Source organism: Arthrobacter sp. AD-310, from assembly GCF_054656615.1.
Genome location: NZ_BAAHNO010000004.1, coordinates 43,919 through 68,691 on the forward strand (window position 1 = coordinate 43,919; position 24,773 = coordinate 68,691).

The following is a 24,773-nucleotide window of genomic DNA, read 5'->3' on the forward strand; positions in this document are numbered from 1 at the left end:
TGATGCCATAGGATCAAAAGGTGGACATTGTGGTCCACATGGTGAGATAGGGTTGTCCCGCGTTGACACCCATCACGCCAGAGGGAAAACTGAACGCATGACTTTCGTTACCGGCATCGTCGTCGTCCTTACCAAGCGCGTGGCATATTAGCCTCCACTGGTAACGAACTGTCACGCGCAAACCCCTCGAAGAGCCGCCAAGGCTGAGGGGTTTTTTTATTTCCTGCAGTCTCCAAACCATAGAAGATCCACAAGGAAGAGTCCGATGAGCAAAGGATCGCCGATCAGCCCCTCGCTGTTGGCTACCAAGTCCACTGGAGCCACCAAGGCTCCGGAACGCGCCGACCGGACGGCTGACCATGCCGCCGTCGTCGCCGACCTTGCTGCCGCCTCTCCTGTCCTTGGGCCGAACAACGTTGTACCCCCAACGGTGATGACCGGCTCGCAAGCTATTGTCCGCTCGCTCGAAGAACTCGGCGTCGACGATATTTTCGGTTTGCCTGGTGGCGCGATCCTGCCCACCTACGACCCCTTGATGGCCTCCACCATGAATCACGTGCTGGTCCGTCACGAACAGGGAGCCGGCCACGCCGCGCAAGGCTACGCCATGGTCACCGGTCGGGTTGGCGTGTGTATCGCCACCTCGGGCCCGGGTGCCACCAACCTCGTTACCGCCATCATGGACGCCCACATGGACTCCGTGCCGCTGGTGGCCATCACCGGCCAGGTTTCCAGTGCAGTGATCGGCACTGACGCGTTCCAGGAAGCCGACATCGTGGGCATCACCATGCCCATCACCAAGCACTCCTTCCTGGTCACCGACCCCAACGACATTCCCCACGTGATGGCCGAGGCATTCCACCTGGCATCCACCGGCCGTCCCGGACCGGTCCTGGTGGACGTCGCCAAGGACGCCCAGGTGGGTCAGATGACGTTCTCCTGGCCGCCCAGGGTGGACCTTCCCGGCTACCGGCCCGTCACCCGCGGCCACAACAAGCAGGTCCGCGAGGCGGCAAAGCTCATCGCCGCTTCCACCAAGCCGGTCCTCTACGTGGGCGGCGGCGTCGTCAAGGCGCACGCCAGCGCCGAACTGCTGGCACTGGCCGAAGCTACCGGCGCGCCCGTGGTCACCACATTGATGGCCAAGGGTGTCTTCCCGGACTCCCACCCGCAGCACGTCGGCATGCCCGGCATGCACGGCAGCGTCTCCGCGGTCACCGCCCTGCAGCAGGCCGACCTCCTCATCACGCTCGGCGCACGGTTCGACGACCGCGTGACCGGTGTCCTGAAGACGTTCGCCCCGATGGCCAAGGTCATCCACGCCGACATCGACCCCGCGGAAATTTCCAAGAACCGCACCGCGGATGTCCCGATCGTGGGCTCCGTCAAGGAAATCATCCCGGAACTCACCGACGCCGTCCGGTCGCAGTTCGATGCCACCGGCACCCCGGACCTCACCACCTGGTGGGCCTTCCTGAACAACCTCAAGGAGACCTACCCGCTGGGCTGGACCGAACCGGAGGACGGGCTCACCGCGCCGCAGAAGGTGATCGAACGTATTGGTGCCCTTACCGGGCCGGAAGGCGTGTACGTGGCGGGCGTGGGCCAGCACCAGATGTGGGCTGCCCAGTTCATCAAGTACGAGCGCCCGCACGCCTGGCTGAACTCCGGCGGTGCCGGCACCATGGGTTACGCCGTTCCGGCGGCCATGGGCGCCAAAGTGGGGGAGCCGGACCGGGTGGTCTGGGCCATCGACGGCGACGGCTGCTTCCAGATGACCAACCAGGAGTTGGCCACCTGCGCCATCAACAACATCCCCATCAAGGTCGCGGTCATCAACAACTCCTCGCTGGGCATGGTGCGCCAGTGGCAGACCCTCTTCTATGAGGGCCGCTACTCCAACACCGACCTCAATACCGGCCATGACACCGTCCGCATTCCGGACTTCGTCAAGCTTGGTGAAGCCTACGGCTGCGCCTCGTTCCGTTGCGAACGCGACGAGGACATCGACGCCACCATCCAAAAGGCCCTGGAAATCAACGACCGCCCCGTGGTCATCGACTTCGTGGTGAGCCCCAACTCGATGGTGTGGCCGATGGTGCCCGCCGGCGTGAGCAACGACCAGATCCAGGTTGCCCGCAACATGACCCCGGAATGGGAAGAAGAGGACTAAGCATGAGCCGCCACACACTGTCCGTGCTGGTCGAAGACAAACCCGGCGTCCTGACCCGGGTTGCGAGCCTCTTCGCCCGCCGCGCCTTCAACATCAACTCCCTGGCCGTCGGCCCCACCGAAGTGCCGGGCATTTCCCGGATGACGGTGGTGGTCGACGCCGACGGCGACCTGATCGAACAGGTCACCAAGCAGCTCAACAAGCTGGTCAACGTCATCAAGATCGTTGAGCTGACCTCCGAATCTTCCGTACAGCGCGACCACATCCTGGTCAAAGTACGTGCGGATGCCGCAACACGTCTGCAGGTGACCCAGGCTGCAGACCTGTTCCGCGCCTCAGTGGTGGACGTGTCCACCGATTCCGTCGTCATTGAGGCCACCGGCCACCCCGAAAAGGTCACAGCGCTGCTCTCAGTGCTGGAGCCCTTCGGCATCCGTGAAATCGTGCAGTCCGGCACCCTGGCCGTTGGACGGGGATCCCGCTCCATGAGTGACCGGGCGTTGCGCTCCGCCTAGGCAGCATGCCTCGGCCGGACCTCCGCCCGTAACCGCAGCACCACACCATATTTATCTACACACCACTCAAGAGGAGTTACGCAAGTGACTGAAATGTTCTACGACGACGACGCCGATCTGTCGATCATCCAGGGCCGCAAGGTTGCCATCGTTGGCTACGGCTCGCAGGGCCACGCCCACGCGCTCAACCTGCGCGATTCCGGCGTCGAGGTTGCCATCGCCCTGAAGGAAGGCTCCAAGTCGACCGCCAAGGCCGAGGACGCAGGCTTCACGGTCAAGAACGTTGCCGACGCCGCCGAATGGGCCGACGTCATCATGATCCTTGCGCCGGACCAGCACCAGCGCTCGATCTACAACGACTCCATCAAGGACAAGCTGAAGCCCGGCAAGGCCCTGGCCTTCGCGCACGGCTTCAACATCCGCTTCGGCTACATCCAGGCACCGGAAGGCGTTGACGTCATCCTGGTCGCCCCGAAGGCACCCGGCCACACCGTGCGCCGCGAATTCGAAGCCGGCCGCGGCATCCCGGACATCATCGCCGTCGAACAGGACGCCTCCGGCTCCGCCTGGGAACTGGCCAAGTCCTACGCCAAGGCCATCGGCGGCACCCGCGCCGGCGTCATCAAGACCACCTTCACCGAAGAGACCGAAACCGACCTCTTCGGCGAGCAGGCCGTCCTCTGCGGCGGTGTTTCCCAGCTGATCCAGTACGGCTTCGAAACCCTGACCGAGGCCGGATACCAGCCTCAGATCGCCTACTTCGAGGTGCTCCACGAGCTCAAGCTCATCGTCGACCTCATGTGGGAAGGCGGCATCGCCAAGCAGCGCTGGAGCGTCTCCGACACCGCCGAGTACGGCGACTACGTTTCCGGCCCGCGCGTCATCACCCCCGAGGTGAAGGAAAACATGAAGGCCGTCCTGGCGGACATCCAGTCCGGTGCCTTCGCCAAGCGGTTCATTGAGGACCAGGACAACGGCGCCGTCGAGTTCAAGGAACTGCGCGCCAAGGCAGAGCAGCACCCGATCGAGGCCGTCGGCCGCGAACTGCGCTCCCTGTTCTCCTGGCAGCAGCAGGACGTGGACTACGTGGAAGGCTCCGCGGCCCGCTAAAGCTGCCGGATTCACCCCGGACAGGGGCCGCGATGAGGCCGGGTTCACACTTAACAATGTGAGCCCGGCCTTTCCGTCGGCCTAGACTTGTTTCCATCCCCAGGACTGCAACGCAGAGGATCAGCCGTGTCAAAACCCGTAGTACTGCTCGCCGAAGAACTTTCCCCCGCCACCGTCGAGGCCCTCGGCCCGGACTTCGAAATCCGCCAGACCGACGGCGCCGACCGTTCCCAGCTGCTCTCGGCGATCAGTGACGTTGACGCCATTCTGGTCCGCTCCGCCACCCAGGTGGACGCCGAAGCCATCGCCGCCGCGAAGAACCTCAAGGTCATCGCCCGCGCCGGCGTCGGACTGGACAACGTGGACATCAAGGCCGCCACCCAGGCAGGGGTCATGGTGGTCAACGCCCCCACCTCCAACATCGTTTCGGCCGCCGAGCTCACCGTGGGCCACATCCTCAGCCTGGCCCGGCACATCCCGCAGGCCAGCGCCGCCCTCAAGGACGGCGAATGGAAGCGCTCCAAGTACACCGGCATCGAACTGTTCGAAAAGAAGATCGGCATCATCGGCCTGGGCCGCATCGGTGCCCTCGTTTCTGCCCGCCTCAAGGGCTTCGACACCAAGATCCTCGCGTACGACCCCTACATCACCTCTGCCCGCGCAGCGCAGCTCGGTGTCCAGCTGGTCACCCTCGACGAGCTCCTCGCCCAGGCCGACTTCATCACCATCCACATGCCCAAGACGCCGGAGACGGTGGGGATGCTGGGCGCCGACGCGTTCAAGAAGATGAAGAACACGGCCTACGTAGTCAACGTGGCCCGCGGCGGACTCGTTGACGAAGAAGCCCTCTTCACCGCCCTGCAGGACGGTGAAATCGCCGGCGCCGGCGTCGACGTCTTCGCAAAGGAACCCAGCACCGACCTCCCGTTCTTCAAGCTGGACAACGTCGTGGTGACCCCGCACCTTGGCGCCTCCACCAACGAAGCCCAGGAAAAGGCCGGCGTCTCCGTCGCCAAGTCCGTCCGCCTGGCCCTGGCAGGGGAGCTTGTCCCCGACGCGGTCAACGTGGCCGGCGGCGTCATCGCTCCCGACGTCCGCCCGGGCATCCCGCTAATCGAGAAGCTGGGCCGGATCTTCACCGCCCTGACCCACGATTCCCTGACCCAGTTCGACGTCGAGGTCGCCGGCGAAATCTCCTCGCTGGACGTCAAGGTCCTGGAACTGGCGGCCCTCAAGGGCATCTTCGCCGACGTTGTCACCGAGCAGGTCTCCTACGTCAACGCCCCTGTCATCGCCGAACAGCGCGGCATCAACGTCCGCCTCATCACCACCCCGGAAACCGAGTCCTACCGCAACGTCCTGACGCTGCGCGGTGCACTCAGTGACGGCAGCCAGATCTCGGTGGCCGGAACCCTGACCGGACCCAAGCAGATCCAGAAGCTCGTGGGCATCAACGGCTTCGAAGTTGAAATCCCGATCAGCGAGCACGTGGTGGTTGTCGGCTACACGGACCGTCCCGGCGTCATCGGAACCATCGGCCACATCCTCGGCATGAACAACATCAATATCGCCGGGATGCAGGTTGCCCGCCACGACCAGGGCGGCCAGGTCCTCGCGCTGCTCACCGTGGACAGCTCCGTGCCCCAGCAGGTCCTGGATGCCATCAAGGCCGGGATCGGTGCCGAGATGGTCCGCGAAGTGGACCTGGAGGACTAGCCCGACCCGTAACCAGGGAAACGCCGTAGTCACGGCCTCCGCCCGGCGTGTCCCGGCGGGGCCGGATATGATTGGCCGGTCTGCTTACAATGGCTTGGTCCTGGTTCAGGACCGGGCCGGCAGGCCGGCCAATACCTTTTGCACATCCGTCCGTACTCGTACATGTCCGCAGCGGGCGGACACATCCGTGCGCACGCAATCCAGGTTTCAGGGAGTTCCATGAACGCCGTCCAGAGGTTCATCAGAAGCAAAGTGCTGCTGTTGACCGCGGCCATCTTGATCGCAGCCATGTGCTTGTCGGTCCTCGTCCAAAGCCAGTCCCAGGCTGCACTCAACCGGACAGTGGATGAAAATTCACGGGGGCTCTATGACGTCCTGGTCCAGGCCAAGGCGCCGTCCGGTGCGCTGCTCCAGCCGGAAATTGCCAACGGCACCGGCGGCATCAGCTTCGACCAGCTCGAGTCCATCAGGAAGCTTTCCGGAACCTCCGTCGCAGCACCCATCAGCCTGGTCTCGCGGGTGACACAGAACCTCGAATCCCCGCGCCTGGACGCGATGGACTACCTCGGCTACAACGCTGGCCTGGCCGGAACCGCCACAGCCGACCAGGCAGCCGGCGCCACCCCACCCGACCAATGGCCGGCCGCTGAATCCGTGCTGGGTGACGGAACAAAGAAGTACCGCCTCACCGCCAGCGCCGTCAGCTCCGACGGCGTCTCCGAGCAAACCCTTTTTAAGTCCACCGCGGAAGGGACACTGGGCAAGGCCCGCCTCGTGGAGGAACAGGCCGCCGGCGGCAGCAGCATCCGCATCGCAGCCCCTGAAGGTGAAACCGGGATCAAGTTCCCCGCCCCCGCAGGCGGCTCAGAACACAATCTCTTCAACCTCTCGGTATCCCTGCCCCTCGCCCCCGAAGTGACCGAATCCGTGGTTGCCGTCGATCCCGCGGCAGAGCGTGCCCTCCTCGGTTCCGCCGGTGATTTCCTGGCACCGCTGGAGAAGGCCCCGCCGGCCGACGCCCGCAACGCAGGCGCCGTCGGCCGGTACCTGGAAGGGCTCTTCACCAACGGCATCGGCCTGGACCAGCTGGAGGAAGGCCCTGACTTCCTCGGCGTCAAGCTCAAGTACTGGGCGCCGCTGATGACCCAGTACCAGCAGGCCAAACGCACGGGCCAGCTGACGGCTGAATCGCAGGCGATTCCGCTGATCGTCCGCTCGGGCACCTCGCTGGACCTCACCTACAACGTCAAGATCGAAGAGATCGACGACGCCGGCAAGGTGGTCAAGGATGTCGGAACAGTCTCCCGGTCGCTGGACAAGGACTACCTGCCCTTCGTCTCCAAGGACCCCTTCGTCCTGTCCTGGCCCGGATCCAAGGACCACTCCTCCCTGCTGGGAGCCAACGGCAACTTCAACCAGGGCCTCTACACCCCGGCGAAGTGGAGCACGGACTTTGCAGCTGCCCCCAAATACACCGATGGCGAAACGGCCGCCAACGGGGCCGTCGGCAAGACTGCCGTTCCCGGCGAATGGGTAACCGTCAACCGCCTGCCGGAGAAAAGCGCCAACGGTGCACCCGTGGACCAGACGCAGCGCGAACCTGTGGACGAGCGTTCCTACCGTGAGGACCTGTCCACCGGGCAGAAGCAGGCATCCCCGCTGGCCATGGTCTACGGCACGTTCGACCCTGCCGCCGTCGCTGCGGCTTCGGGCGATGTCAACAAGCTGCCCCTGGGCGGCTACGACCCCACGCCTTTCACCCTGGTCCAGGACGCGGAGGGCAAGGACGTTCCGGAGACCGAGCTTGGTCCCTCGCTGAGCGCCACCGGACTCGCCAGCCAGTCGGCCGGCGCCATCACCGACTACTACGGCCTGGCAGCGGCTCGCGGCTACACCGAAAACGCGTCAGTTATCGACGCCGTCCGGGTCCGCGCCAAGGCGCCAGGCAGCTGGAAGGAAGCCCAGCCGGAGGTCGAGAAGCTCGCCGGTGAAATCCGCGCCATGGGCCTCGAAGCCACGATCGTTGCCGGCTCGGCCCGTGAAGACGCAAGCATCTTCGTTCCCGGCTACTCCAAGGACGACGCCGGCAAGGAATCGGCGCTGGGTACCGTCCAGCAGTCCTGGGTGCGGCAGAACGCCGCCGAGGCCGTCACCGGGTCGCTGTCCGGCACGAACGTCACCCTGCTCTTCCTGACCCTGTGCGGCGCTGCCCTCCTGACCGGCGCTTCCACTGTCAGTTACATCCGCAAACGCCGCAGCGAGGCCGGGACACTCCGGGCCATGGGCTGGACGCAGGGCCGGATCCGGAACTGGGTGCTGGAGGAATTCGGCGTGGGCGCCGTGCTCCTTGCCGTCGCCGGACTCGTGCTGAGCCTCGTCAGCTGGAGCCTCGCCACCGCCCTGGTCTGCGTTGCCGTCCTGGTGCTCTATGCCGGTGCCGCCTTTTTCGCGGCCCGGCAGCTGCGCCACCGGGACGTCATCGACCAGGAACCGCAGCACGACGAGCGGCTCATCCCCGTGGACTCGCCGCTGACATTCGCAAACCGCCAGCTGGCCACCAACAAGTTCAACACCCTGTCCCTGGCAGTCGCCGTCGGCGTCTTCGGTGCCGCTGTGGGTGGACTGATAGCCCTGCTGATCGACATCCCGCGCGCAGCCGGCGCCAGCGCCCTGAGCGGCCTTGCTGCCGCCAGCGTCGCCCTGCCGAGCATCCTGCTGGCCCTGGCCGGGGTCGTGGTGGGCCTCGTGCTCACCCTGGTCACCGGCCGGTTCGAGCTGAACGCCAAGCGCCAGTACCTCAGCATCCTTGAAGCGATGGGCTGGAACCCGGACATGCTGCGACAGGTCAGGTTGTTTGAAAACGCGCTGGTGGGAACCGTGGCACTGCCGCTCGGCGTGCTGGGCGCCCTCGGCATTGGCCTCCTGCTGGCCCCCTATGCCGCACTGTGGGCAGGCGTTGCCGGCCTCGTGGCTGTACTTTGCTGGATTCCGATTGCAACGAAAGTGGTCCAATGACAAACCCGACCAATGTCCAGCGGAGCCGCCGGGGCGGCTCCGGCGAGGTTCCCCTGCAGACCCGCGCCAACACCATCATCAAGGCCGCGGACCACGCCACGCCCCTGGAACTGAGCGACATCACGATCCGCTACGGCGGCGGCAAGGGCGGTGCCGAACCCGTCAGCGTCGTCGAAGGCTTCGACCTGACACTGCACGCGGGCGAGATGCACTGTGTCGCCGGCCGCAGCGGCTCCGGCAAGACAAGCATCCTGACCGTCGGCGCGGGCCTGACCCTGCCGACGTCGGGACGCGTCTTTTGGGAAGGCGATTCGCTGGAGAAAATGGGCGACGACGAGATCGCCGACCGCCGCCGCGCCCTCATCGGGTACGTGGACCAGGGCGGTGCCCTGATCGACGGCATGAGCGCCCTGGAAAATGTGCTCCTGCCCGCCGTCCCTGACGGTGAAGTGGACCAGCGGCGGGACATGGCCAAGGACCTCCTCGACCTGGTGGGCCTGGGCCGCCGGATGCGGCACCGCCCGGCCCAGCTGTCCGGCGGTGAACGCCAGCGCGTTGCCATCGCCCGCGCCCTGATCCTGGGGACCAGGGTCCTGGTGGTCGACGAACCCACCGCGAGCCTGGACCGTGCCTCGGCCAACCGCATCATCAGTATCCTGAAAGACACCACGAACGATGGCATCGCCGTGCTGGTCGCCTCCCACGACCACGAACTGGTCCGGCTCAGCGATACCCTGACTGAACTGATTTAGCCTGTCCCTCCGCACCGAAGGTAACTGTCCGCACGTGACTGCTTCAGAGAAAACGCCGTTCTACATCACCACGGCTATCACCTACCCCAATGGGGTGCCGCACATCGGCCACGCCTACGAGTACATTGCCACCGACGCAATGGCCCGCTTCAAGCGGCTCGACGGCTATGACGTGATGTTCCTGACGGGCACGGACGAGCACGGGATGAAGATCGCCCAGACGGCCGAAAGGGAAGGCATCACGCCCAAGGAACTGGTGGACCGCAACGTCAAGGTCTTCAAGGAGGCCCACGCTGCGCTGGGCATTTCCTACGACCGCTTCATCCGGACCACCGACGAGGACCACTACGCGGCCTCGCAGGCCATCTGGAAGAAGATGGAAGCCAACGGCGACATCTACCTGTCCAAGTACGAGGGCTGGTACTCCGTCCGAGACGAGGCGTTTTACAGCGAGGACGACACCGTGGTCAAGGACGACGGCGTGCGCTACTCGAAAGAGACGGACACGGAAGTTACCTGGACGGCCGAGGAGAGCTACTTCTTCCGGCTGTCCGCCTACCAGGACAAGCTGCTCGCCCTCTATGAGGCCCAGCCGGAGTTCGGTGCACCGCAGTACCGTTTCAACGAGGTGATCAGCTTCGTCCGGCGCGGGCTGGAGGATCTTTCCATCAGCCGCACCACCTTTGACTGGGGCGTCCCCGTCCCCGGCAACGACAAGCACGTGATGTACGTCTGGGTGGATGCGCTGACGAACTACCTCACCGGCGTCGGCTATCCGGAGCTGGATTCGGAGAAGTTCCGGAAGTTCTGGCCGGCCGATGTGCACATTATCGGCAAGGACATCTCACGCTTCCATGCCATCTACTGGCCGGCCTTCCTGATGAGCGCCGGCCTGGAACTGCCCAAGCGGGTCATGATCCACGGCTTCCTGCACAACAACGGCGTCAAAATGTCGAAGTCGCTGGGCAATGTTGTGGCGCCGGCCGATTTCGTCGCCCAGTACGGCCTGGACCAGGTGCGTTTCTTCTTCCTGCGCGAAGTTCCGTTCGGCGCCGACGGCAGCTACAACCACGAGGCAATCGTGGGCCGTATGAACTCGGACCTCGCCAACAACTTCGGCAACCTCGCCCAGCGTTCCCTGTCCATGGTGGCCAAGAACTGCGGTGCCGCCGTGCCCGTCCCGGGGGAGTTCACGGAGGCGGACAACGCCATCCTGGCCCAGGCCAACGGGCTGCTCGAAACCGCCCGCGCCGCCTTCGAGAAGCAGGAGTTCAGCCGCGCGCTGGAAGCCATTTGGCACGTCCTGGGCGACACGAATGCGTACTTTGCCGAGCAGGCACCCTGGGTGCTGCGGAAGACCGACGTCGAACGCATGAACACCGTGCTCTACGTGACGCTCGAGGTGCTGCGCATCGTGGCGATCCTGGCCCAGCCCGTGATGCCGAACGCCACGGCCAGGCTCCTGGACTCCCTTGGCCAGGCCGAGGGCGGTGCACGGGACTTTGCCGCGATCGCAACGCCGATCGCGGCAGGAACTTCGCTGCCCGCGCCCGCCCCGGTCTTCCCAAAGTACGAGGAACCGGCGGAAGCCTGACACTCCCGTCCGGCAATAAAGGGCAGGTACCGCGGAACTCCGCGGTACCTGCCCCTTCCCGTCGCGGGAGTGGGAGTTATACGGAGGCTAGCCCCGCCACCGGAGAGAGCCGGGCGGCGCGCCGGGCAGGGAATACCGAGGCCAGAAGCCCCGCCACCACGGCCACCGCGAGGACGCCCGCCAGCTGCAGCCAGGGAATGGCAGGTGTGACAACGGCCAGGCTGCCGAGGGCCGACCTGGCTCCCAGCCAGCCGTACAGGCTTCCCAGAACAGCGCCGAGCAGCGCCGCGATGCCCGCCACCAGTGCTGCCTCCAGGGCCAGCATTCCCCGCAGCTGGTTTTTGGTCAGTCCCAGCGCCCGGAGCAGGGAATTCTCCCTGGTCCGCTCCAGGACGGACAAGGACAGGGTGTTAGCCACCCCGATCAGCGCGATCAGCACCGCGACCCCGAGCAGGCCGGTGACCACCAGGAGCAGCACGTCGATGACTTCGTTGAAGGTGACCCGTTCGATGGCTGCGCCGCTGACCGCGCCGCTTGCCACCCCGGTTGCTGTGGCAACAGCGGACTGGATGTCCTTGATCCGGTCTCCGGACAGCTGCCCGCCGTCCGGGGCGTCCGCGAGGCGCAGCCAGACCGCATTGCCTGCTCCGGCGTTGTCTACTCCGGCGTTGTCTGCTCCGGCGTTGCCTGGACCCGTGCCGGACCGCGTGTGGCCCAGGAGGCCGGACTGGTGCGCGGTGTCAGTCGACACCAGTGCCGGAATGTTGCGGGTCCGCAGGACCACGGCTTCCAGGGTCACCGGACCGGCAGCGCCGGTGACTTCGACGCGTCCCGCCCGGGCACCCTCCGGCAGGTAGATCCTGCCGGGCTCCAGGACAAGTGAGGAGTCATGGAGCAGCCGCCCGGCCTCCGCCGCGTCGAGCGCGTAGACGGGATTTTCCACGCCCTGCTGCACCACGCGCCCCGCCACCGGCAGCAGGGCGGCATCCGCAACGCCGTCAACCCGCGCCGCGGCGTCACGCTGGACCACGGTCAACGCGTCTCCAGTGACAGCCATGTCCACGGGGTAGCTCTCGGCGAGGGCGTCGTCGAACGCCTGGCGGGACGTGGCCGCTCCAGTCATCATCAGGGCCACCAGGGTCACGCCAATCAGCAGGGCGGCAGCCGTCACGGAGGTCCTGGCCGGATTGCGGACGGCGTTGAGGGCGGCCAGCTTTCCGGGAACGCCGGCCGGCGCAGCCAGCCGTCCCGCCAAGCCAACCAGCCGGGGCACGAACAGGGTGGCGCAGAGCAAAACTCCGATAAAGGACAGCACGCCGCCGGCGAAGGCTACCACCAGCATCACGCTTGCCGCACCGAAGGCCAGCAGCGGAACGCCCAGTGTGAGGGCAACCAGCCCCAGCACCAGCCGCACCCTGCCACGCCGGTTCCCGATAACGGCATCGTCGGCCGGGCGCAGGGCAGCGAGCGGAGCCACGGCCGTTGCCGCCCTGGCGGGTACCATGGCGGCGGTCACGGTCAGGACAGTGCCCACAGCCAGGCCCGCCACGATGGACGACGGCGGCACGGCCATGGTGGCGAAGGCCATGTCCGGTTGCGTCCCGGCCCAGCCGATCAGGGCGGCCATCAGGCCGACGGCGGCGAGAACCCCCGCCGCGGAGGAGACCAGGCCCACGACCAGGGCTTCGGCGAGGACTGAATTGCGCACCTGCGACCGGGCCGCGCCAAGGCACCGGAGCAGCGCGAGTTCCCGGGTGCGCTGGGCCACCAGCACCGCGAAGGTGTTGGAGACCACCAGGCCGGAAACCAGCAGGGCGATACCCGCGAAAGCGAGCAGGATGATCGTCAGTTCGTCCTGGCCTCCAGTCATCAAGGCGACCTGGGCCGTGACCTGCTCATCAGCCGTCTTGACCTGCGCTCCCGTGCCGGAGCCGGAAAGTGCTGCCAGCGCGCTTTCCTTAGCCGCGGCAGCGTCAGTGCCTCGGGCCAGGGCCAGCTGGATGCTTGCGAAGCCGTCGGCGGCACCTGGACCGGCCCCGGGTGCCTGTCCGGCGGCCAACAGGGCACTGACCGCAGGAGTTCCGGCGAGCAGTTGGGGGAGGGCGGACGCGAAGGGGTCATGGCTGCCGCGGAGGATTCCGGTGACTGTCATCGCCATTGTGCTGCCGCCGTCCGGAGCCCTGAGGCTCAGCGCATCGCCGACATGCAGCCCGTAGCGCCCGGCGGTGGCACTGTCCACCGCGACGCCGTCTGCGTTCCCCGGCAGGGCTCCATCGGCAATCACTGCGGTTTCCAGGGTCTCGGGCGCCAGATTGCGGGCCTGCGCAAACACCTCCTGCCCTCCGGCCGTGAATTCGGCGTACGCCTGCAGCCGGCCGTAGGCTTCAGTGACGCCAGGCACGCCACGTACTGCTGCCAGGGCCGCCTCGTTGAAGGTTCCCCTGTCCGGGGTGGCGATCAGGCCCGCCTTGCTGTAGGCCTCGCCGAGGCTGGCGCCCAGCGACGCGCGGCTGCTGGCACCGACCATCAGGGTGGTGGACAGGAAGGCTACCGACAGCATGACCGCCAGGCCGACGGCGATGAAGCGGCGGCTGTGGGACTGGAATTGGGAGAGGGCAACGCGCAGCATGCTCAGCCTCCCAGCTTGCCGAGCGCGGCGAGGACGGACTCGGCAGTGGGTTCGGTGATCTCGCCCACCAGGTTGCCGTCGCTCATCAGGACCACCCGGTCGGCGTAGCTGGCTGCCACGGGATCGTGGGTGACCATGATGATGGTCTGGCCCATCTCCCGGCTGCTGCGGCGCAGCAGGGCCAGGACCTCGCCGCCGGCGGCCGAATCAAGGTTGCCGGTGGGTTCATCCCCGAAGACGACGTCGGGCCGGGTCAGCAGTGCCCGGGCTACAGCGACCCGTTGTTGCTGGCCGCCGGAAAGTTCGTGCGGCCGGTGCTGGAGCCTGTCCTTGAGGCCGAGAGTGGCCACCACCGTGTCGAACCAGGTGGCATCGACGGCCTTGGTCGCCAGCGCCAGCGGCAACGTGATGTTCTGTTCGGCGGTCAGGGTGGGCACCAGGTTAAAGGCCTGGAAGACGAATCCGATCCGGTCGCGGCGAAGCGCGGTGAGCTGCTTATCGTTCAGGGCCGTGATATCCGTGCCACCCACCAGGATCCGCCCCGAGTCCGCGGTATCCAGGCCGGCGAGGCAATGCATGAGCGTGGACTTTCCGGAGCCGGACGGTCCCATGATCGCGGTGAAACGGCCGGCGTCAAAGTCGACGCTGACGTCGCGCAGGGCGCTGACGCGGGTGGCACCGCGGCCATAGTTTTTGGTGAGGGACAGTGCTTGGACGGCGGGGGAGGAAGTGGCGTTTTCCCTGTTCAAAGCGGGATGTGCATGCACGGAAGTTGTCATGGTTCCACGCTATGGCGGTGCAGCGTGCCCGGGGATCGGCCGACGGGCTGGTCCTGCCTTGAACGGCGTCATACCCTGGTCTGATCCCGTTGCCGCCGGAACTAGCCTCCGGGGGTGACCACCCCGGTCTCGTAGGCGATCACGACCGCCTGGACCCGGTCCCGGGCCCCAAGTTTGGCCAGGATGTGCCCCACGTGGGTCTTCACGGTTGCTTCGGAGACGAACAGGCCCGCCGCGATTTCCGGGTTGGAACGCCCTTGTGCCATGAGCGTGAACACTTCGCGCTCGCGGGCCGTGAGCCGTGCGACCGCCTCGTGGTGTTCGGGACGTTCGTTGCCCTGGGTGCGCAGTAGCGGCGCTACATGGTCCAGCAGACGCCTGGTGGTGGACGGGGCGATGACGGCATCGCCGCGGTGCACGGTGCGGATAGCGTCCAGAAGTTCCTCCGGCGGAGCGTCCTTGAGGAGGAATCCGCTCGCACCAGCCTGGATTGCCGCCAAGGCGTACTCGTCAAGGTCGAACGTTGTCAGGACGACAATGCGAAGACCTGCCCTGACTGATCCGGCAGGAGCGGATGCGGCACGTTCCATGAGCTGGCGGGTGGCTTCGATACCGTCCATTCCGGGCATGCGTACATCCATGAGAACGACGTCCGCAGCCGCGGCGCCGAGGGCCTGGAGTGCTTCAAGTCCGTTGCCGGCTTCGACCACGACGTCGAGGTCCGGCTGGGAATTGATCAGCATGCTGAAGCCTGAGCGAACCAGTTGCTGGTCATCGACCAGCGCCACCCGGATCGGTTCCGTTGCGCTGCGTTCCATCGCCAGTGTCATACTCAGGCCTCGCTGTATGGAAGGAAGGCTGAGACCTGGAAGCCCCCGCCCGCGGCCGGACCGGCCGCCAACGAACCATCGTAAAGGCTGATGCGTTCCCGCATTCCGCGCAGCCCGTTGCCGCCGCCAGCGGTGGAGTCGATGGCAGCGGCGCCTCTGCCGTCGTCGAACACGTCTATCTGCAGCCCCCGCTGCAGCCATCTCACGGAAGTCCGCGCACGGGCCAATGGACCGGCGCGCTTGAGGACGTTGGTGAGCGATTCCTGAAGCACCCGGTATGCCGTGAGTTCGGCACCTGGCGGCAGGGTACGCCGCGGTGTTCCCAGCTGTTCCACGGCCAGGGGCAGTCCTGCGGCACGGAAGCCCAAAAAAAGCTCGTCAAGGTCGGCGAGCCCGGGCAGCGGCCTTGTGGTGGATTCGTCTCCGTGCCGCAGCACCCCCAGCAGGCGACGCATCTCCGCCAGGGACGTCCGGGCCGTTGCCGCGACCGTGGCAAGCGTTTCCGTGGCGACGGCCGGGCTGGCTGCCGCCGCATACCGGGCGCCGTCGGACTGGGTGATGATCACGGAGAGGGAATGGGCCACGATGTCATGCATCTCACGGGCAATGTGCGCACGCTCATCGGCGGCTGCAAGTGCCCGCTCCTGCTGTTGTTCAGTTTCGAGGCGACGGGCCCGGTCGGTGAGGGTCCGGAGTTGCTGCTGGCGCACCCGCGTCAGGTCGCCGAGTGTCCAGCTGAAGAGCACAAGCATCCAAATCAGTACCGTGTAGACCGCGCTGATAGTCAGTCCCAGCACGCCGGTCTCAGCGGTATTGTGGAGGTTTCGCGTGGTCAGCAGCACCCCACCCAGCAGGCCCAGGCCCAATACGGTTCGGCTGGCCCAGGCCGGGCCGTAGGCTGCAACGGCGTAAATGACCAGGGGCACGGCAACCAGTCCGGCCAGCGGCTCAAGTCCCAGGGCCCAGAGCACGATGCAGGCGGCCACCACGGCCGCGCCCGCGCGGACGGCCCGGGTCCTTCGCCAGGCCAGGGGGACCACCATGGCAGAGGACAGGGCAAAGTGCCCCGGCCTGTCGGCGAGCAGATACACCGGACCGCAAAACATCAGGACCGCCAACATAAGGACCAGGTCCACACGAAACGTGTTGGTCCTGAGCCACTGATAGATCTTGTGCCGTCTTTCCACCCGGGAACTCTACGTGGACCGGTCATCTCCGGGCCTCATACCGGAGGGTGATCTTCTCTACCGGGCCAGCCGCCAAGTAGTTAACCGAATCCGATATGAGTACCGGCCACTCGGGTTTCGCCGGGGTACTCACAATAGCCTTTTCCTGTTAGCAAACTGATGATTCGCATCTGGGAGAACCGTCACCTCGATGCCGTCTGTTTGCCTTTTTAATGCGGTCATCGTCGGTGCCGCCGTTCTTCCCGTCGTCTGGTCAGTTTGAAGCAGACAAAGGACGGAGACGGAACAATGAGACGGATCCTGGCCGCTATGGGGGTTACAAGCCTCGCCCTGCTGGGCACCTCGGCCATCGCTTCAGCAAACCCGGCAACGGATGACGGTGGTGGCAAGATCACGATCTGCCATGCCACGGGCTCGGAAAGCAATCCCTACGTGCCCATCACCATTGACCTCAACGGGCTGAACGGCCATGTGGGCCACCAACGCGAAGAGGACATCATTCCCGCCAACAGCGGAAACATCCTGCCCGGCGGACAGAACCTGGACAAGGTGGACTGGTGGAACGCAGGCTGCACCAAGCCTGGCGGAGCCGCTACCCCGACGCCCAAGCCAACGCATGACAATGGCAAGAAGATCACCATCTGCCACGCGACGGGCTCGGAAACCAACCCTTACGTCGTCATTACCATCGCGCTGCAGGGGCTCAACGGACACGCCGGAGACCACCACCAGCACATGGAGGACATCATCCCGCCCAACGACGGCAAGGTGATGCCGGCCGGCCAGAACTGGACCGCTGAGGGACAGGCAACGTGGAACAACGGCTGCGTCCCGACGAAGGTGCCGCCAACCGTGCCCCCGACGAACCCACCGACGAACCCGCCGACAGTACCACCCACGGTCCCGCCGACAGTGCCGCCCGCCGGGGCTGTAGTTCCCGGCCCGAAGGGCGCCGGCGCAGTTGCCGGCGGCCAGGGCGCGGTGGCTGCCAATAACCCTGGTTTCAACGTGCAGACCGCCGTTGGCGGCCAGGAGCCTGATGTTGCTCCCTGGCTTGGGGGGGCCGCGGCAATCCTGCTCGCAGGCGCCGCCGTCGCAGCACGGAGGACCCTGGCCGGCGGAATCCAGGGTAAGCACCTCAAGTAGGACACCGGCGGCCGCAGCTTCGGCGGCGGCCGGCTGAACAGGGCAGGGTGCCGTGCCGCATGCCGGCACGGCACCCGCTCACGAGGTATTCATATGAACGGACCATCCCTGGCAGGCTCCGGCGTCGGGGCCCCTCCGGGCGGAGCTCCGTGCGGCCACCGGTCTGACAGCCGCGTCGCTGCCCGTGCGCGGATACTCTGCGTCCTGGCCATGCTTCCGGGGCTGGTCCTGCCGTCCCTGGCGGCATGCAGCGGACAGCCCCGCCCGGAAGGAGCGGGCCTTCCGGCGGTCCCGGCAGCAACGCCACCGTCACAGGCCCCGCCCGTGCGGCAGGAGACTGGGCCGCCATCGGCAACGGGAACGCCTCCGCCCGTACCGGCTCCGGAGGCCCCGGCGGCGGCACCGCCGGAGCGCCTCGTGTATCCCGCGGCAGGGATCGACGTCGCCGTGTATCCCCTTGATCCCAGCGCCGAGGACCAGGAACGGGAAACCATCATTCCGCCGTCCACCAAGGACGGGTACTGGCTCACCCCCTATGGAGTTCCGGGCGCCGGATCCAGCAACACCACCTATATCGTGGGGCACAGCTGGCAGGACCAGGACGCGCCCTTCAACCACCTCAGCACCCGGGCCACCCCTGGGGACCTGCTGACTGTCAGTACTGCCGCCGGTGACCTGCCGTACCGGGTTGAATCCGTGACCACGTACGAAAAGTCTGGCCTCAAGGACAGTCCCATCTGGGCCGTATCACCGAACACGGTGGTGCTGATCTCCTGTTATACGGACGACCTTTGGGGCACTAACGTGGTCGTGGTCGCGTCGCCCACATTCTGAGACGTCTTGACCAGCATATGGATGCCTTGGCTACCCTGAGATTATGAGCGCATCCTCCATTGATCTGGCAGTCATTCCCGGCGACGGCATCGGCCCCGAAGTTATCGCCGAAGCCGTCAAAGTCCTGGAAAAGGCGGTGGCCGCGGAGGGTGTCGAGCTCAAGCAGACCCATTACAAGCTTGGTGCAGAGCACTGGCTGGCCACAGGGGAAACCCTGCCGGACGAAGTACTGTCGGACCTCCGGACCCGGGACGCCATCCTCTTCGGCGCCGTGGGGGCAGCCCCCGGTGATACCCGCATCCCCTCAGGCATCATCGAGCGCGAGATGCTGCTGAAGCTGCGCTTCAGCCTCGACCACTACGTCAACCTGCGCCCCTCCCGCCTCTACGGAACGGTGGGCAGCCCGCTGGCAAACCCCGGCACCATCGACTTCATCGTCGTGCGCGAAGGGACCGAAGGCCCCTACGTCGGCAACGGCGGCAGCCTCCGCGCCGGCACGCCCCACGAGGTAGCCACCGAAGTCTCGCTGAACACCGCCCACGGTGTGGAGCGCGTGGTCCGTGACGCCTTCCGCCGCGCCAGCGAACGTGAGCGCAAGCACGTCACCCTGGTCCACAAGCACAACGTCCTGGTCTTCGCCGGGCACCTCTGGAAGCGCACCGTCGAAGCCGTTGCCGCCGAATTCCCGGGGGTCACCCACGACTACCTGCACGTGGACGCAGCGACCATCTTTATGGTCACCGACCCGTCCCGGTTCGACGTCATCGTCACGGACAACCTTTTCGGCGACATCCTCACGGACCTCGCCGCGGCCGTCACCGGCGGCATCGGCCTGGCAGCGTCGGGCAACATCAACATGGACCGCACCGCCCCGTCCATGTTCGAACCGGTCCACGGGTCCGCACCGGACATCGCCGGCCAGGGCAAGGCGGACCCCACTGCCGCCATCCTGTCCGCCGCGCTCCTGCTGGACCACCTTGGCTACGCTGCGGCCGCCCGGAAGATCGAAGCCGCTGTGGCCGCCGACGTCGAAAGCCGCGATGGCAGCGCCCGCAGCACCAGCGCCATCGGCGACGCTATCGCCGCGGGCCTCTAGGCGCCGGGGCCTCCTGCATCGGGCGTAAGCTTGTCTCGAATCACCAAATGCCGCCCTCCCGTTCAGCGCTGAGCCCGGGGCGGCCGATCGTGGAGGAACCATGACTCAGACCGCCCATGGCGTCGAATTCACCCGGCAGCCCTCGGCCACCCCGAAGTCTGCTGAAGAGCGTGCAGCCATCCTGGCAAACCCGGGATTCGGCAACTACTTCACCGACCACACCGCCATCGTCGACTACAAAGTGGATGCGGACGGCAACGGCGGCTGGCACGACGCCCGGATCGAAGCGTACGGACCGATCGTGCTTGACCCGTCAGCCGCGGTCTTCCACTACGGCCAGGAAATCTTCGAGGGCCTCAAGGCGTACCGGCACGCGGACGGTTCCGTATGGACCTTCCGGCCCGAGGCCAACGCCGCGCGGCTGAACAAGTCCGCCCGCCGGCTGGCGCTGCCCGAACTTCCCGCAGAATACTTCCTGGGCGCCATCCGCGAACTGGTGGCCGCAGACAAGGAATGGGTTCCCAGCGGCGACGGCGAAGCCCTGTACCTGCGGCCTTTCATGATTGCCACCGAGGCTTTCCTGGGCGTCCGCGCCGCACGCGAGGTCTCCTTCCGGGTGATCGCCTCGCCTGCCGGCAACTACTTCGGCGGCGAGCTGAAGCCGGTCTCCATCTGGATCTCGCGGCAGTACGCCCGCGCAGGCCGCGGCGGCACAGGCGACGCCAAGTGCGGGGGCAATTACGCTGCCTCGCTCATCGCCCAGCAGGAGGCAGAGGCCAACGGCTGCAAGCAGGTCCTGTTCCTTGACCACTTCAACGACGATGCCGTGGAGGAACTCGGCGGCATGAACGTGTTCTTCGTCATGAAGGACGGCTCGCTGGCCACCCCCGCCCTCACCGGCACCATCCTCGAGGGCGTCACCCGGATGTCCGTGATCCAGGTGGCCAAGGACATGGGCCGCGAGGTGTCCGAGCGGAAGATCACCCTTGATGAATGGCGCGACGGCGTTGCCTCCGGCGAAATCACCGAAGTGTTCGCGTGCGGTACCGCGGCAGTGATCACCCCGATCGGCCTGCTCAAGGATGCCACCGAGTTCATCGGTTCCGAGGACGCCAAGGCGGGGGAGACCACCATGGCCATCCGCGAAAAGCTCCTCGGCATCCAGACCGGCACGGTCCCGGACACCCACGGCTGGCTCACCCGCCTGGCCTAGTACTTCAGCTTTCCGCATTACGACGGCGCCTGCCGGACTTCGGTCCCGGCAGGCGCCGTTTGTGCAGCCCGGGAAGCGGCCCGTCCCGGGCTTGCCGGCGAATCAGGACGGTCAGGGCCGTGTTCTGCGAACAAGGCCGGGAGCGCCGCCATGCAAGGATGGGGAGGTGACTCCAGTTTCCGGCCCTGTCCTGCAGCGCAGCTCCGGCCTCAGCCGGTTCATCCTTGCCCCCAACCCGGGGCCGATGAGCCTGGACGGCACCAACTCCTATGTGCTGGGCGCTCCGGGGCAGCCCGCCGCCGTCGTGGTGGACCCGGGTCCCGACGACGAAGGGCACCTTACGGCCCTGGCCCGCGCCGGCCGGGTGGAACTCATCCTGGTGACCCACCGGCATGCGGACCACACCGCGGGATCAGCACGCCTGCACTCCCTGACCGGGGCGCCCGTGCGCGCCGCCCACCCTGCCCACTGCCACGGCGGCGCTGCCGTGCTTGCCGACGGCGAAGCCATCCGCGCTGCCGGAGTGGACATCAAAGTCCTGGCCGCGCCCGGCCACACATCTGATTCGGTCTGCTTCCACCTGCCCGGCGATGGACCCTCCGGGTCGGTGCTTACGGGCGACACCATCCTGGGCCGGGGCACCACCGTGCTGGACTACCCGGACGGGACGCTGGGGGACTACCTCGCCACCCTCGACCGGCTTGAAGCGCTGGGCCCGGCACTTGTCCTGCCGGCGCACGGGCCGGTGCTGCCCTCCCTGGACGGCATCGTCCGCAGCTACCGGCGGCACCGGCAGGAACGGCTGGACCAGATCCGCGCGGCGCTTGACCGGCTGGGCCCGGATGCGTCCGCCGGGGAGGTGGCCGACGCCGTCTATGCCGACGTCGTTCCTTCCGTCCGGCGCGCCGCTGAAATGTCCGTTGCGGCACAGCTCCAGTACCTCAGGCAGGGGCCGGGGCTGCTGTAACGCCGGAGCGGGCATCGCTGCAGCCCCGAGGCTTGCAGCGCCGGGCGGAACGGTAGGGTAGGAACCATGCGTATAGCCAGGTTTGTTGTCGATTCTGATCCCCTTTACGGCGTCGTTGAAGGCGAAGCGGGCAGTGAGGAAATCACTGTCATCCACGGAGACCCGTTCTTCAACGGTGTGGAGCGCACCTCCGTCCGCCACAAGCTGGAGGATGTCCGCCTCCTGGCGCCGATCATTCCGCGCAGCAAGGTGGTCGGGGTGGGACGCAACTTCGTGGAGCACGCCCGCGAACTCGGCAACGAGGTCCCTGCCCAGCCGCTGCTGTTCCTGAAGCCGAACACCGCCGTCGTCGGTCCCAACGATCCTGTTGTCCTGCCCGAGTTCTCCGAGGAAGTCTCCTTCGAAGCCGAACTGTGCGTGGTGATCGGCAGGATCTGCAAGGACGTGCCCGAGGACCGCGTGGACGACGTCATCTTCGGCTACACCTGCGGCAACGACCTCACCGCCCGCGACGTCCAGAAGACCGACCTGCAGTGGACCCGCGCCAAGGGTTTTGACACCTCCGCCCCGCTGGGCCCCTGGATCGAGACCGACCTCGACACCGAAGACCTCCAGATTACGGGCCGCCTGAACGGTGAGGTGCGCCAGGATGGAAGCACCAGCCAGATGATCCGTGGCGTCCGGGAACTGGTGTCCGTGGTGTCGCAGGCGTTCACCCTCCTGCCCGGCGACGTGATCATGACCGGCACCCCGGCCGGCGTCGGCCTGGTCAAGGAAGGCGACCGCTTCGAAGTGGAGATCGAAGGCATCGGGCGTCTTTCCAACCCGATCGTTCGCCGCTGATCCCACCCGCAGGGCAAAGAACCGGGCCCGGCCAAGGCGGTAAAGTTGAAGCCACTATGACTATCGCTTCCTCGTCGCCTGCCGCCTCCATCCCGCCTGTCACTGCCGAGACCCCGGTCCGGGTCCGGTTCTGCCCCTCGCCAACGGGCACCCCGCACGTCGGGCTGATCCGGACCGCCCTCTTCAACTGGGCCTACGCCCGCCACACCAAAGGCACCCTGGTGTTCAGGATCGAGGATACGGATTCGGCGCGGGACAGCGAGGAAAGCTACCACCAGCTGCTGGATGCGCTGAAGTGGCTGGGTATCGACTGGGACGAGGGCGTCGAGGTGGGCGGCCCGCACGAACCGTACCGGCAGTCCCAGCGCAGCGACATCTACCAGGACGTCATCAAGCGCCTGTATGACGGCGGCTTCATTTACGAGTCCTTCTCCACCCCGGAGGAGATCGAGGCGCGCCACCGCGCGGCAGGCCGGGACCCGAAGCTGGGCTACGACGGCTTCGACCGCCACCTGACAGAAGAGCAGCTCGCCCAGTACAAGGCTGAAGGCCGCCAGGCCGTCCTCCGCCTGCGCATGCCGGACGAGGACATCACCTTCACCGACCTGGTCCGCGGCGACATCACCTTCAAGGCAGGATCCGTCCCCGACTTCGCCGTGGTGCGGGCCAACGGCGCGCCCCTGTATACGCTGGTCAACCCCGTCGATGACGCACTGATGGAGATCACGCACGTCCTCCGCGGCGAGGACCTGCTCAGCTCCACGCCGCGGCAGATCGCCCTCTACCGGGCCCTGTACGCCGTTGGGGTGGCCAAGTACATGCCCGAGTTCGGCCACCTGCCCTATGTGATGGGCCAGGGCAACAAGAAGCTCTCCAAACGCGATCCCGAATCCAGCCTCTTCCTGCACCGCGAGCGTGGCTTTATCCGCGAAGGCCTGCTCAACTACCTGTCCCTGCTGGGCTGGTCGCTCAGCGCGGATGAGGACATCTTCACCGTGGAGCAACTGGTGGAGCACTTCGACATCCACGACGTCCTGGCCAACCCCGCCCGCTTCGACCTCAAAAAGGCGGAGGCCATCAACGGCACCCACGTCCGCATGCTGGAGCCCGGGGACTTCCGGGACCGGGTGGTGCACTACCTGCGCGAAGCGGGCCTGGTGGGGGAGATCCTGACCGACCGCGAAGAGGACATCGTCACCGAAGCCGCACCCCTGATCCAGGAGCGCATCACCCTGCTGGGCGAGGCGCCGGACATGCTGTCGTTCCTGTTCAAGGCGGACGACGCCATCGACATTGCCGACGACGCCCGCAAGGGACTGCCGGCCAACCTCACCGAGGTGCTGGACGCCGCCATTGCCGCGCTGGACGCTGTGGAGGACTGGACGGCGGAGAACATCCAGACCGTATTGAAGCAGGCGCTCGTGGAGGACCTGGGCATTAAGCCCCGGCTGGCGTTCGGTCCCGTCCGCACGGCGATTTCCGGCCGCCGCATTTCCCCGCCGCTGTTCGAGTCGATGGTGATCCTGGGCAAGGACGCATCCCTGCGCAGGCTCCAGGCTTTCCGCGGCTGATGACGGTTCCCAGCACAGCGGCAGGCGGAATCCTGCAGACCCCCTTCGGAGCGGTGCGTGGTGTCCTCTTCGATATCGATGACACGCTCGTGGACCTCGAGTATTCGATGACGACGGCGCTCCGCGAGGTCAGCGAACACCTCCTGCCCGGCCTTGACCAGGCCGGGTGGGACCGGTTCGGCCGTATCTTCACCCATGAGACCACCCACTACTACGACCAGTACCTGGCCGGCGAACTGACGTTCAACGAACAGCGCCTGCTCCGGGGCCGGGCCGCGCTGGGCCACTTCGGGGTTGTCCTTGCCGACGGCGAGGAATCACACCAGTGGCTGAGCGCCTATGTGCAAAAGCAGCCGTCCTACGTGAAGCCGTTCCCGGACGTGCTTCCGCTGCTTGATGTCCTTGACCATGCCGGCATCCCGTACGGGGCCGTGAGCAACAACGTCCACGACTACCAGCGGGCGAAGCTGGACGGCGCAGGGCTTGAGCGGGTCACGCACCTGGTCGGAACGGACACGCTCGGCGTGGCGAAGCCGAACCCCGCCATCTACCTGGAGGGTGTGCGCCTGCTGGGCACCCCTGCGGCGGAAACGCTGTACGTGGGGGACAACCGCCTGCTGGATGCCGAAGGTTCCAGCGCGGCCGGTCTTATGGGGGTGTGGCTGAACCGGACAGGAGAGTATGTGCAGGGGTTCGACGGCGGCATGGTGGCGTCCCTGGACCAGCTTGTCAGCTAAGTCACACCGGGCCGATTTGTGCGGGCAGAAAGTCTCGGGTAGAGTATTTTCTCGTGCTGAGGCGCA

At 66.3% G+C, this 24,773-nt stretch carries 19 protein-coding genes; 15 read left to right on the plus strand and 4 right to left on the minus strand.

What is annotated here, in order from left to right; all coding sequences use genetic code 11:
* Positions 1 to 265 precede the first annotated feature (265 nt).
* From ACYQ1Z_RS02165 to metG, 7 genes are all read left to right on the plus strand, one after another.
* Positions 266 to 2,173: an acetolactate synthase large subunit gene (locus ACYQ1Z_RS02165; RefSeq protein ID WP_459790761.1), complete on the plus strand. Its 1,908-nt coding sequence runs from the start codon at positions 266 to 268 to the stop codon at positions 2,171 to 2,173.
* A gap of 2 nt (positions 2,174 to 2,175) precedes the next feature.
* Positions 2,176 to 2,688, plus strand: a complete 513-nt coding sequence (gene ilvN / locus ACYQ1Z_RS02170; protein ID WP_459790762.1) for an acetolactate synthase small subunit — start codon at positions 2,176 to 2,178, stop codon at positions 2,686 to 2,688.
* Between the two features lie 84 nt (positions 2,689 to 2,772).
* Positions 2,773 to 3,798 carry a ketol-acid reductoisomerase gene (gene ilvC, locus ACYQ1Z_RS02175; RefSeq protein WP_459790764.1) on the plus strand — a complete coding sequence of 342 codons (1,026 nt, stop codon included), beginning with the start codon at positions 2,773 to 2,775 and terminating at the stop codon, positions 3,796 to 3,798.
* 126 nt (positions 3,799 to 3,924) lie between these two features.
* Positions 3,925 to 5,514, plus strand: coding sequence for a phosphoglycerate dehydrogenase (gene serA / locus ACYQ1Z_RS02180; RefSeq protein WP_459790766.1), 1,590 nt, complete (start codon positions 3,925 to 3,927; stop codon positions 5,512 to 5,514).
* Between the two features lie 219 nt (positions 5,515 to 5,733).
* Entirely contained in the window at positions 5,734 to 8,529 is a 2,796-nt protein-coding gene (locus tag ACYQ1Z_RS02185) for an ABC transporter permease (protein WP_459790768.1), read from the plus strand.
* Positions 8,526 to 9,281: an ABC transporter ATP-binding protein gene (locus ACYQ1Z_RS02190; RefSeq protein ID WP_459790769.1), complete on the plus strand. Its 756-nt coding sequence runs from the start codon at positions 8,526 to 8,528 to the stop codon at positions 9,279 to 9,281. Before ACYQ1Z_RS02185 ends, ACYQ1Z_RS02190 begins: the two co-directional genes overlap by 4 nt.
* Before the next feature lie 34 nt (positions 9,282 to 9,315).
* Entirely contained in the window at positions 9,316 to 10,875 is a 1,560-nt protein-coding gene (gene metG / locus ACYQ1Z_RS02195; protein ID WP_459790771.1) for a methionine--tRNA ligase, read from the plus strand.
* Positions 10,876 to 10,951: 76 nt separating this feature from the next.
* On the opposite strand, the gene ACYQ1Z_RS02200 is transcribed toward metG, so the two are convergent.
* The 4 genes from ACYQ1Z_RS02200 to ACYQ1Z_RS02215 all read right to left on the minus strand — a co-directional run bounded on the left by ACYQ1Z_RS02200 (position 10,952) and on the right by ACYQ1Z_RS02215 (position 16,300).
* Positions 10,952 to 13,504, minus strand: coding sequence for an ABC transporter permease (locus tag ACYQ1Z_RS02200; protein ID WP_459790773.1), 2,553 nt, complete (start codon positions 13,502 to 13,504; stop codon positions 10,952 to 10,954).
* 2 nt (positions 13,505 to 13,506) lie between these two features.
* Positions 13,507 to 14,283 carry an ABC transporter ATP-binding protein gene (locus tag ACYQ1Z_RS02205; protein WP_459790775.1) on the minus strand — a complete coding sequence of 259 codons (777 nt, stop codon included), beginning with the start codon at positions 14,281 to 14,283 and terminating at the stop codon, positions 13,507 to 13,509.
* A 101-nt stretch (positions 14,284 to 14,384) separates the two neighbouring features.
* Positions 14,385 to 15,113, minus strand: coding sequence for a response regulator (locus ACYQ1Z_RS02210; protein WP_459790777.1), 729 nt, complete (start codon positions 15,111 to 15,113; stop codon positions 14,385 to 14,387).
* Positions 15,114 to 15,115: 2 nt separating this feature from the next.
* Positions 15,116 to 16,300, minus strand: a complete 1,185-nt coding sequence (locus ACYQ1Z_RS02215; RefSeq protein ID WP_459790779.1) for a sensor histidine kinase — start codon at positions 16,298 to 16,300, stop codon at positions 15,116 to 15,118.
* Positions 16,301 to 16,609: 309 nt separating this feature from the next.
* Here ACYQ1Z_RS02215 and ACYQ1Z_RS02220 point away from each other — a divergent pair, with 309 nt between their 5' ends.
* The 8 genes from ACYQ1Z_RS02220 (at position 16,610) to ACYQ1Z_RS02255 (ending at position 24,707) form a co-directional block, all read left to right on the plus strand.
* Positions 16,610 to 17,446, plus strand: a complete 837-nt coding sequence (locus tag ACYQ1Z_RS02220) for a hypothetical protein (RefSeq protein ID WP_459790781.1) — start codon at positions 16,610 to 16,612, stop codon at positions 17,444 to 17,446.
* Positions 17,447 to 17,863: 417 nt separating this feature from the next.
* The gene (locus ACYQ1Z_RS02225) at positions 17,864 to 18,280 is read left to right on the plus strand and encodes a class F sortase (RefSeq protein ID WP_459790783.1); all 417 of its coding nucleotides are present in this window, start codon (positions 17,864 to 17,866) and stop codon (positions 18,278 to 18,280) included.
* 43 nt (positions 18,281 to 18,323) lie between these two features.
* The gene (locus ACYQ1Z_RS02230; protein ID WP_459790785.1) at positions 18,324 to 19,376 is read left to right on the plus strand and encodes a 3-isopropylmalate dehydrogenase; all 1,053 of its coding nucleotides are present in this window, start codon (positions 18,324 to 18,326) and stop codon (positions 19,374 to 19,376) included.
* Between the two features lie 100 nt (positions 19,377 to 19,476).
* Positions 19,477 to 20,589 carry a branched-chain amino acid aminotransferase gene (locus ACYQ1Z_RS02235; RefSeq protein WP_459790787.1) on the plus strand — a complete coding sequence of 371 codons (1,113 nt, stop codon included), beginning with the start codon at positions 19,477 to 19,479 and terminating at the stop codon, positions 20,587 to 20,589.
* A gap of 166 nt (positions 20,590 to 20,755) precedes the next feature.
* A complete protein-coding gene (locus ACYQ1Z_RS02240) occupies positions 20,756 to 21,556 on the plus strand; it encodes an MBL fold metallo-hydrolase (protein WP_459790789.1) in 801 nt (266 codons plus the stop codon).
* 66 nt (positions 21,557 to 21,622) lie between these two features.
* Positions 21,623 to 22,399, plus strand: coding sequence for a fumarylacetoacetate hydrolase family protein (locus ACYQ1Z_RS02245; protein ID WP_459790791.1), 777 nt, complete (start codon positions 21,623 to 21,625; stop codon positions 22,397 to 22,399).
* Between the two features lie 56 nt (positions 22,400 to 22,455).
* Positions 22,456 to 23,970, plus strand: coding sequence for a glutamate--tRNA ligase (gene gltX / locus ACYQ1Z_RS02250; protein WP_459790792.1), 1,515 nt, complete (start codon positions 22,456 to 22,458; stop codon positions 23,968 to 23,970).
* A complete protein-coding gene (locus ACYQ1Z_RS02255) occupies positions 23,970 to 24,707 on the plus strand; it encodes an HAD family hydrolase (protein WP_459790794.1) in 738 nt (245 codons plus the stop codon). The genes gltX and ACYQ1Z_RS02255 overlap by 1 nt, the downstream gene beginning before the upstream one ends.
* The last annotated feature ends 66 nt before the right edge of the window (positions 24,708 to 24,773 follow it).

Excerpts from the sequence above, each read along its gene's own strand:
- ACYQ1Z_RS02165 (WP_459790761.1), top strand. The coding sequence starts at position 266 with ATGAGCAAAGGATCGCCGATCAGCCCCTCGCTGTTGGCTACCAAGTCC.
- ilvN (WP_459790762.1), top strand. The coding sequence starts at position 2,176 with ATGAGCCGCCACACACTGTCCGTGCTGGTCGAAGACAAACCCGGCGTC.
- ACYQ1Z_RS02185 (WP_459790768.1), top strand. The coding sequence starts at position 5,734 with ATGAACGCCGTCCAGAGGTTCATCAGAAGCAAAGTGCTGCTGTTGACC.
- ACYQ1Z_RS02190 (WP_459790769.1), top strand. The coding sequence starts at position 8,526 with ATGACAAACCCGACCAATGTCCAGCGGAGCCGCCGGGGCGGCTCCGGC.
- ACYQ1Z_RS02200 (WP_459790773.1), bottom strand. The coding sequence starts at position 13,504 with ATGCTGCGCGTTGCCCTCTCCCAATTCCAGTCCCACAGCCGCCGCTTC.
- ACYQ1Z_RS02205 (WP_459790775.1), bottom strand. The coding sequence starts at position 14,283 with ATGACAACTTCCGTGCATGCACATCCCGCTTTGAACAGGGAAAACGCC.
- ACYQ1Z_RS02210 (WP_459790777.1), bottom strand. The coding sequence starts at position 15,113 with ATGACACTGGCGATGGAACGCAGCGCAACGGAACCGATCCGGGTGGCG.
- ACYQ1Z_RS02220 (WP_459790781.1), top strand. The coding sequence starts at position 16,610 with ATGGGGGTTACAAGCCTCGCCCTGCTGGGCACCTCGGCCATCGCTTCA.
- ACYQ1Z_RS02230 (WP_459790785.1), top strand. The coding sequence starts at position 18,324 with ATGAGCGCATCCTCCATTGATCTGGCAGTCATTCCCGGCGACGGCATC.
- ACYQ1Z_RS02235 (WP_459790787.1), top strand. The coding sequence starts at position 19,477 with ATGACTCAGACCGCCCATGGCGTCGAATTCACCCGGCAGCCCTCGGCC.
- ACYQ1Z_RS02245 (WP_459790791.1), top strand. The coding sequence starts at position 21,623 with ATGCGTATAGCCAGGTTTGTTGTCGATTCTGATCCCCTTTACGGCGTC.
- gltX (WP_459790792.1), top strand. The coding sequence starts at position 22,456 with ATGACTATCGCTTCCTCGTCGCCTGCCGCCTCCATCCCGCCTGTCACT.
- ACYQ1Z_RS02255 (WP_459790794.1), top strand. The coding sequence starts at position 23,970 with ATGACGGTTCCCAGCACAGCGGCAGGCGGAATCCTGCAGACCCCCTTC.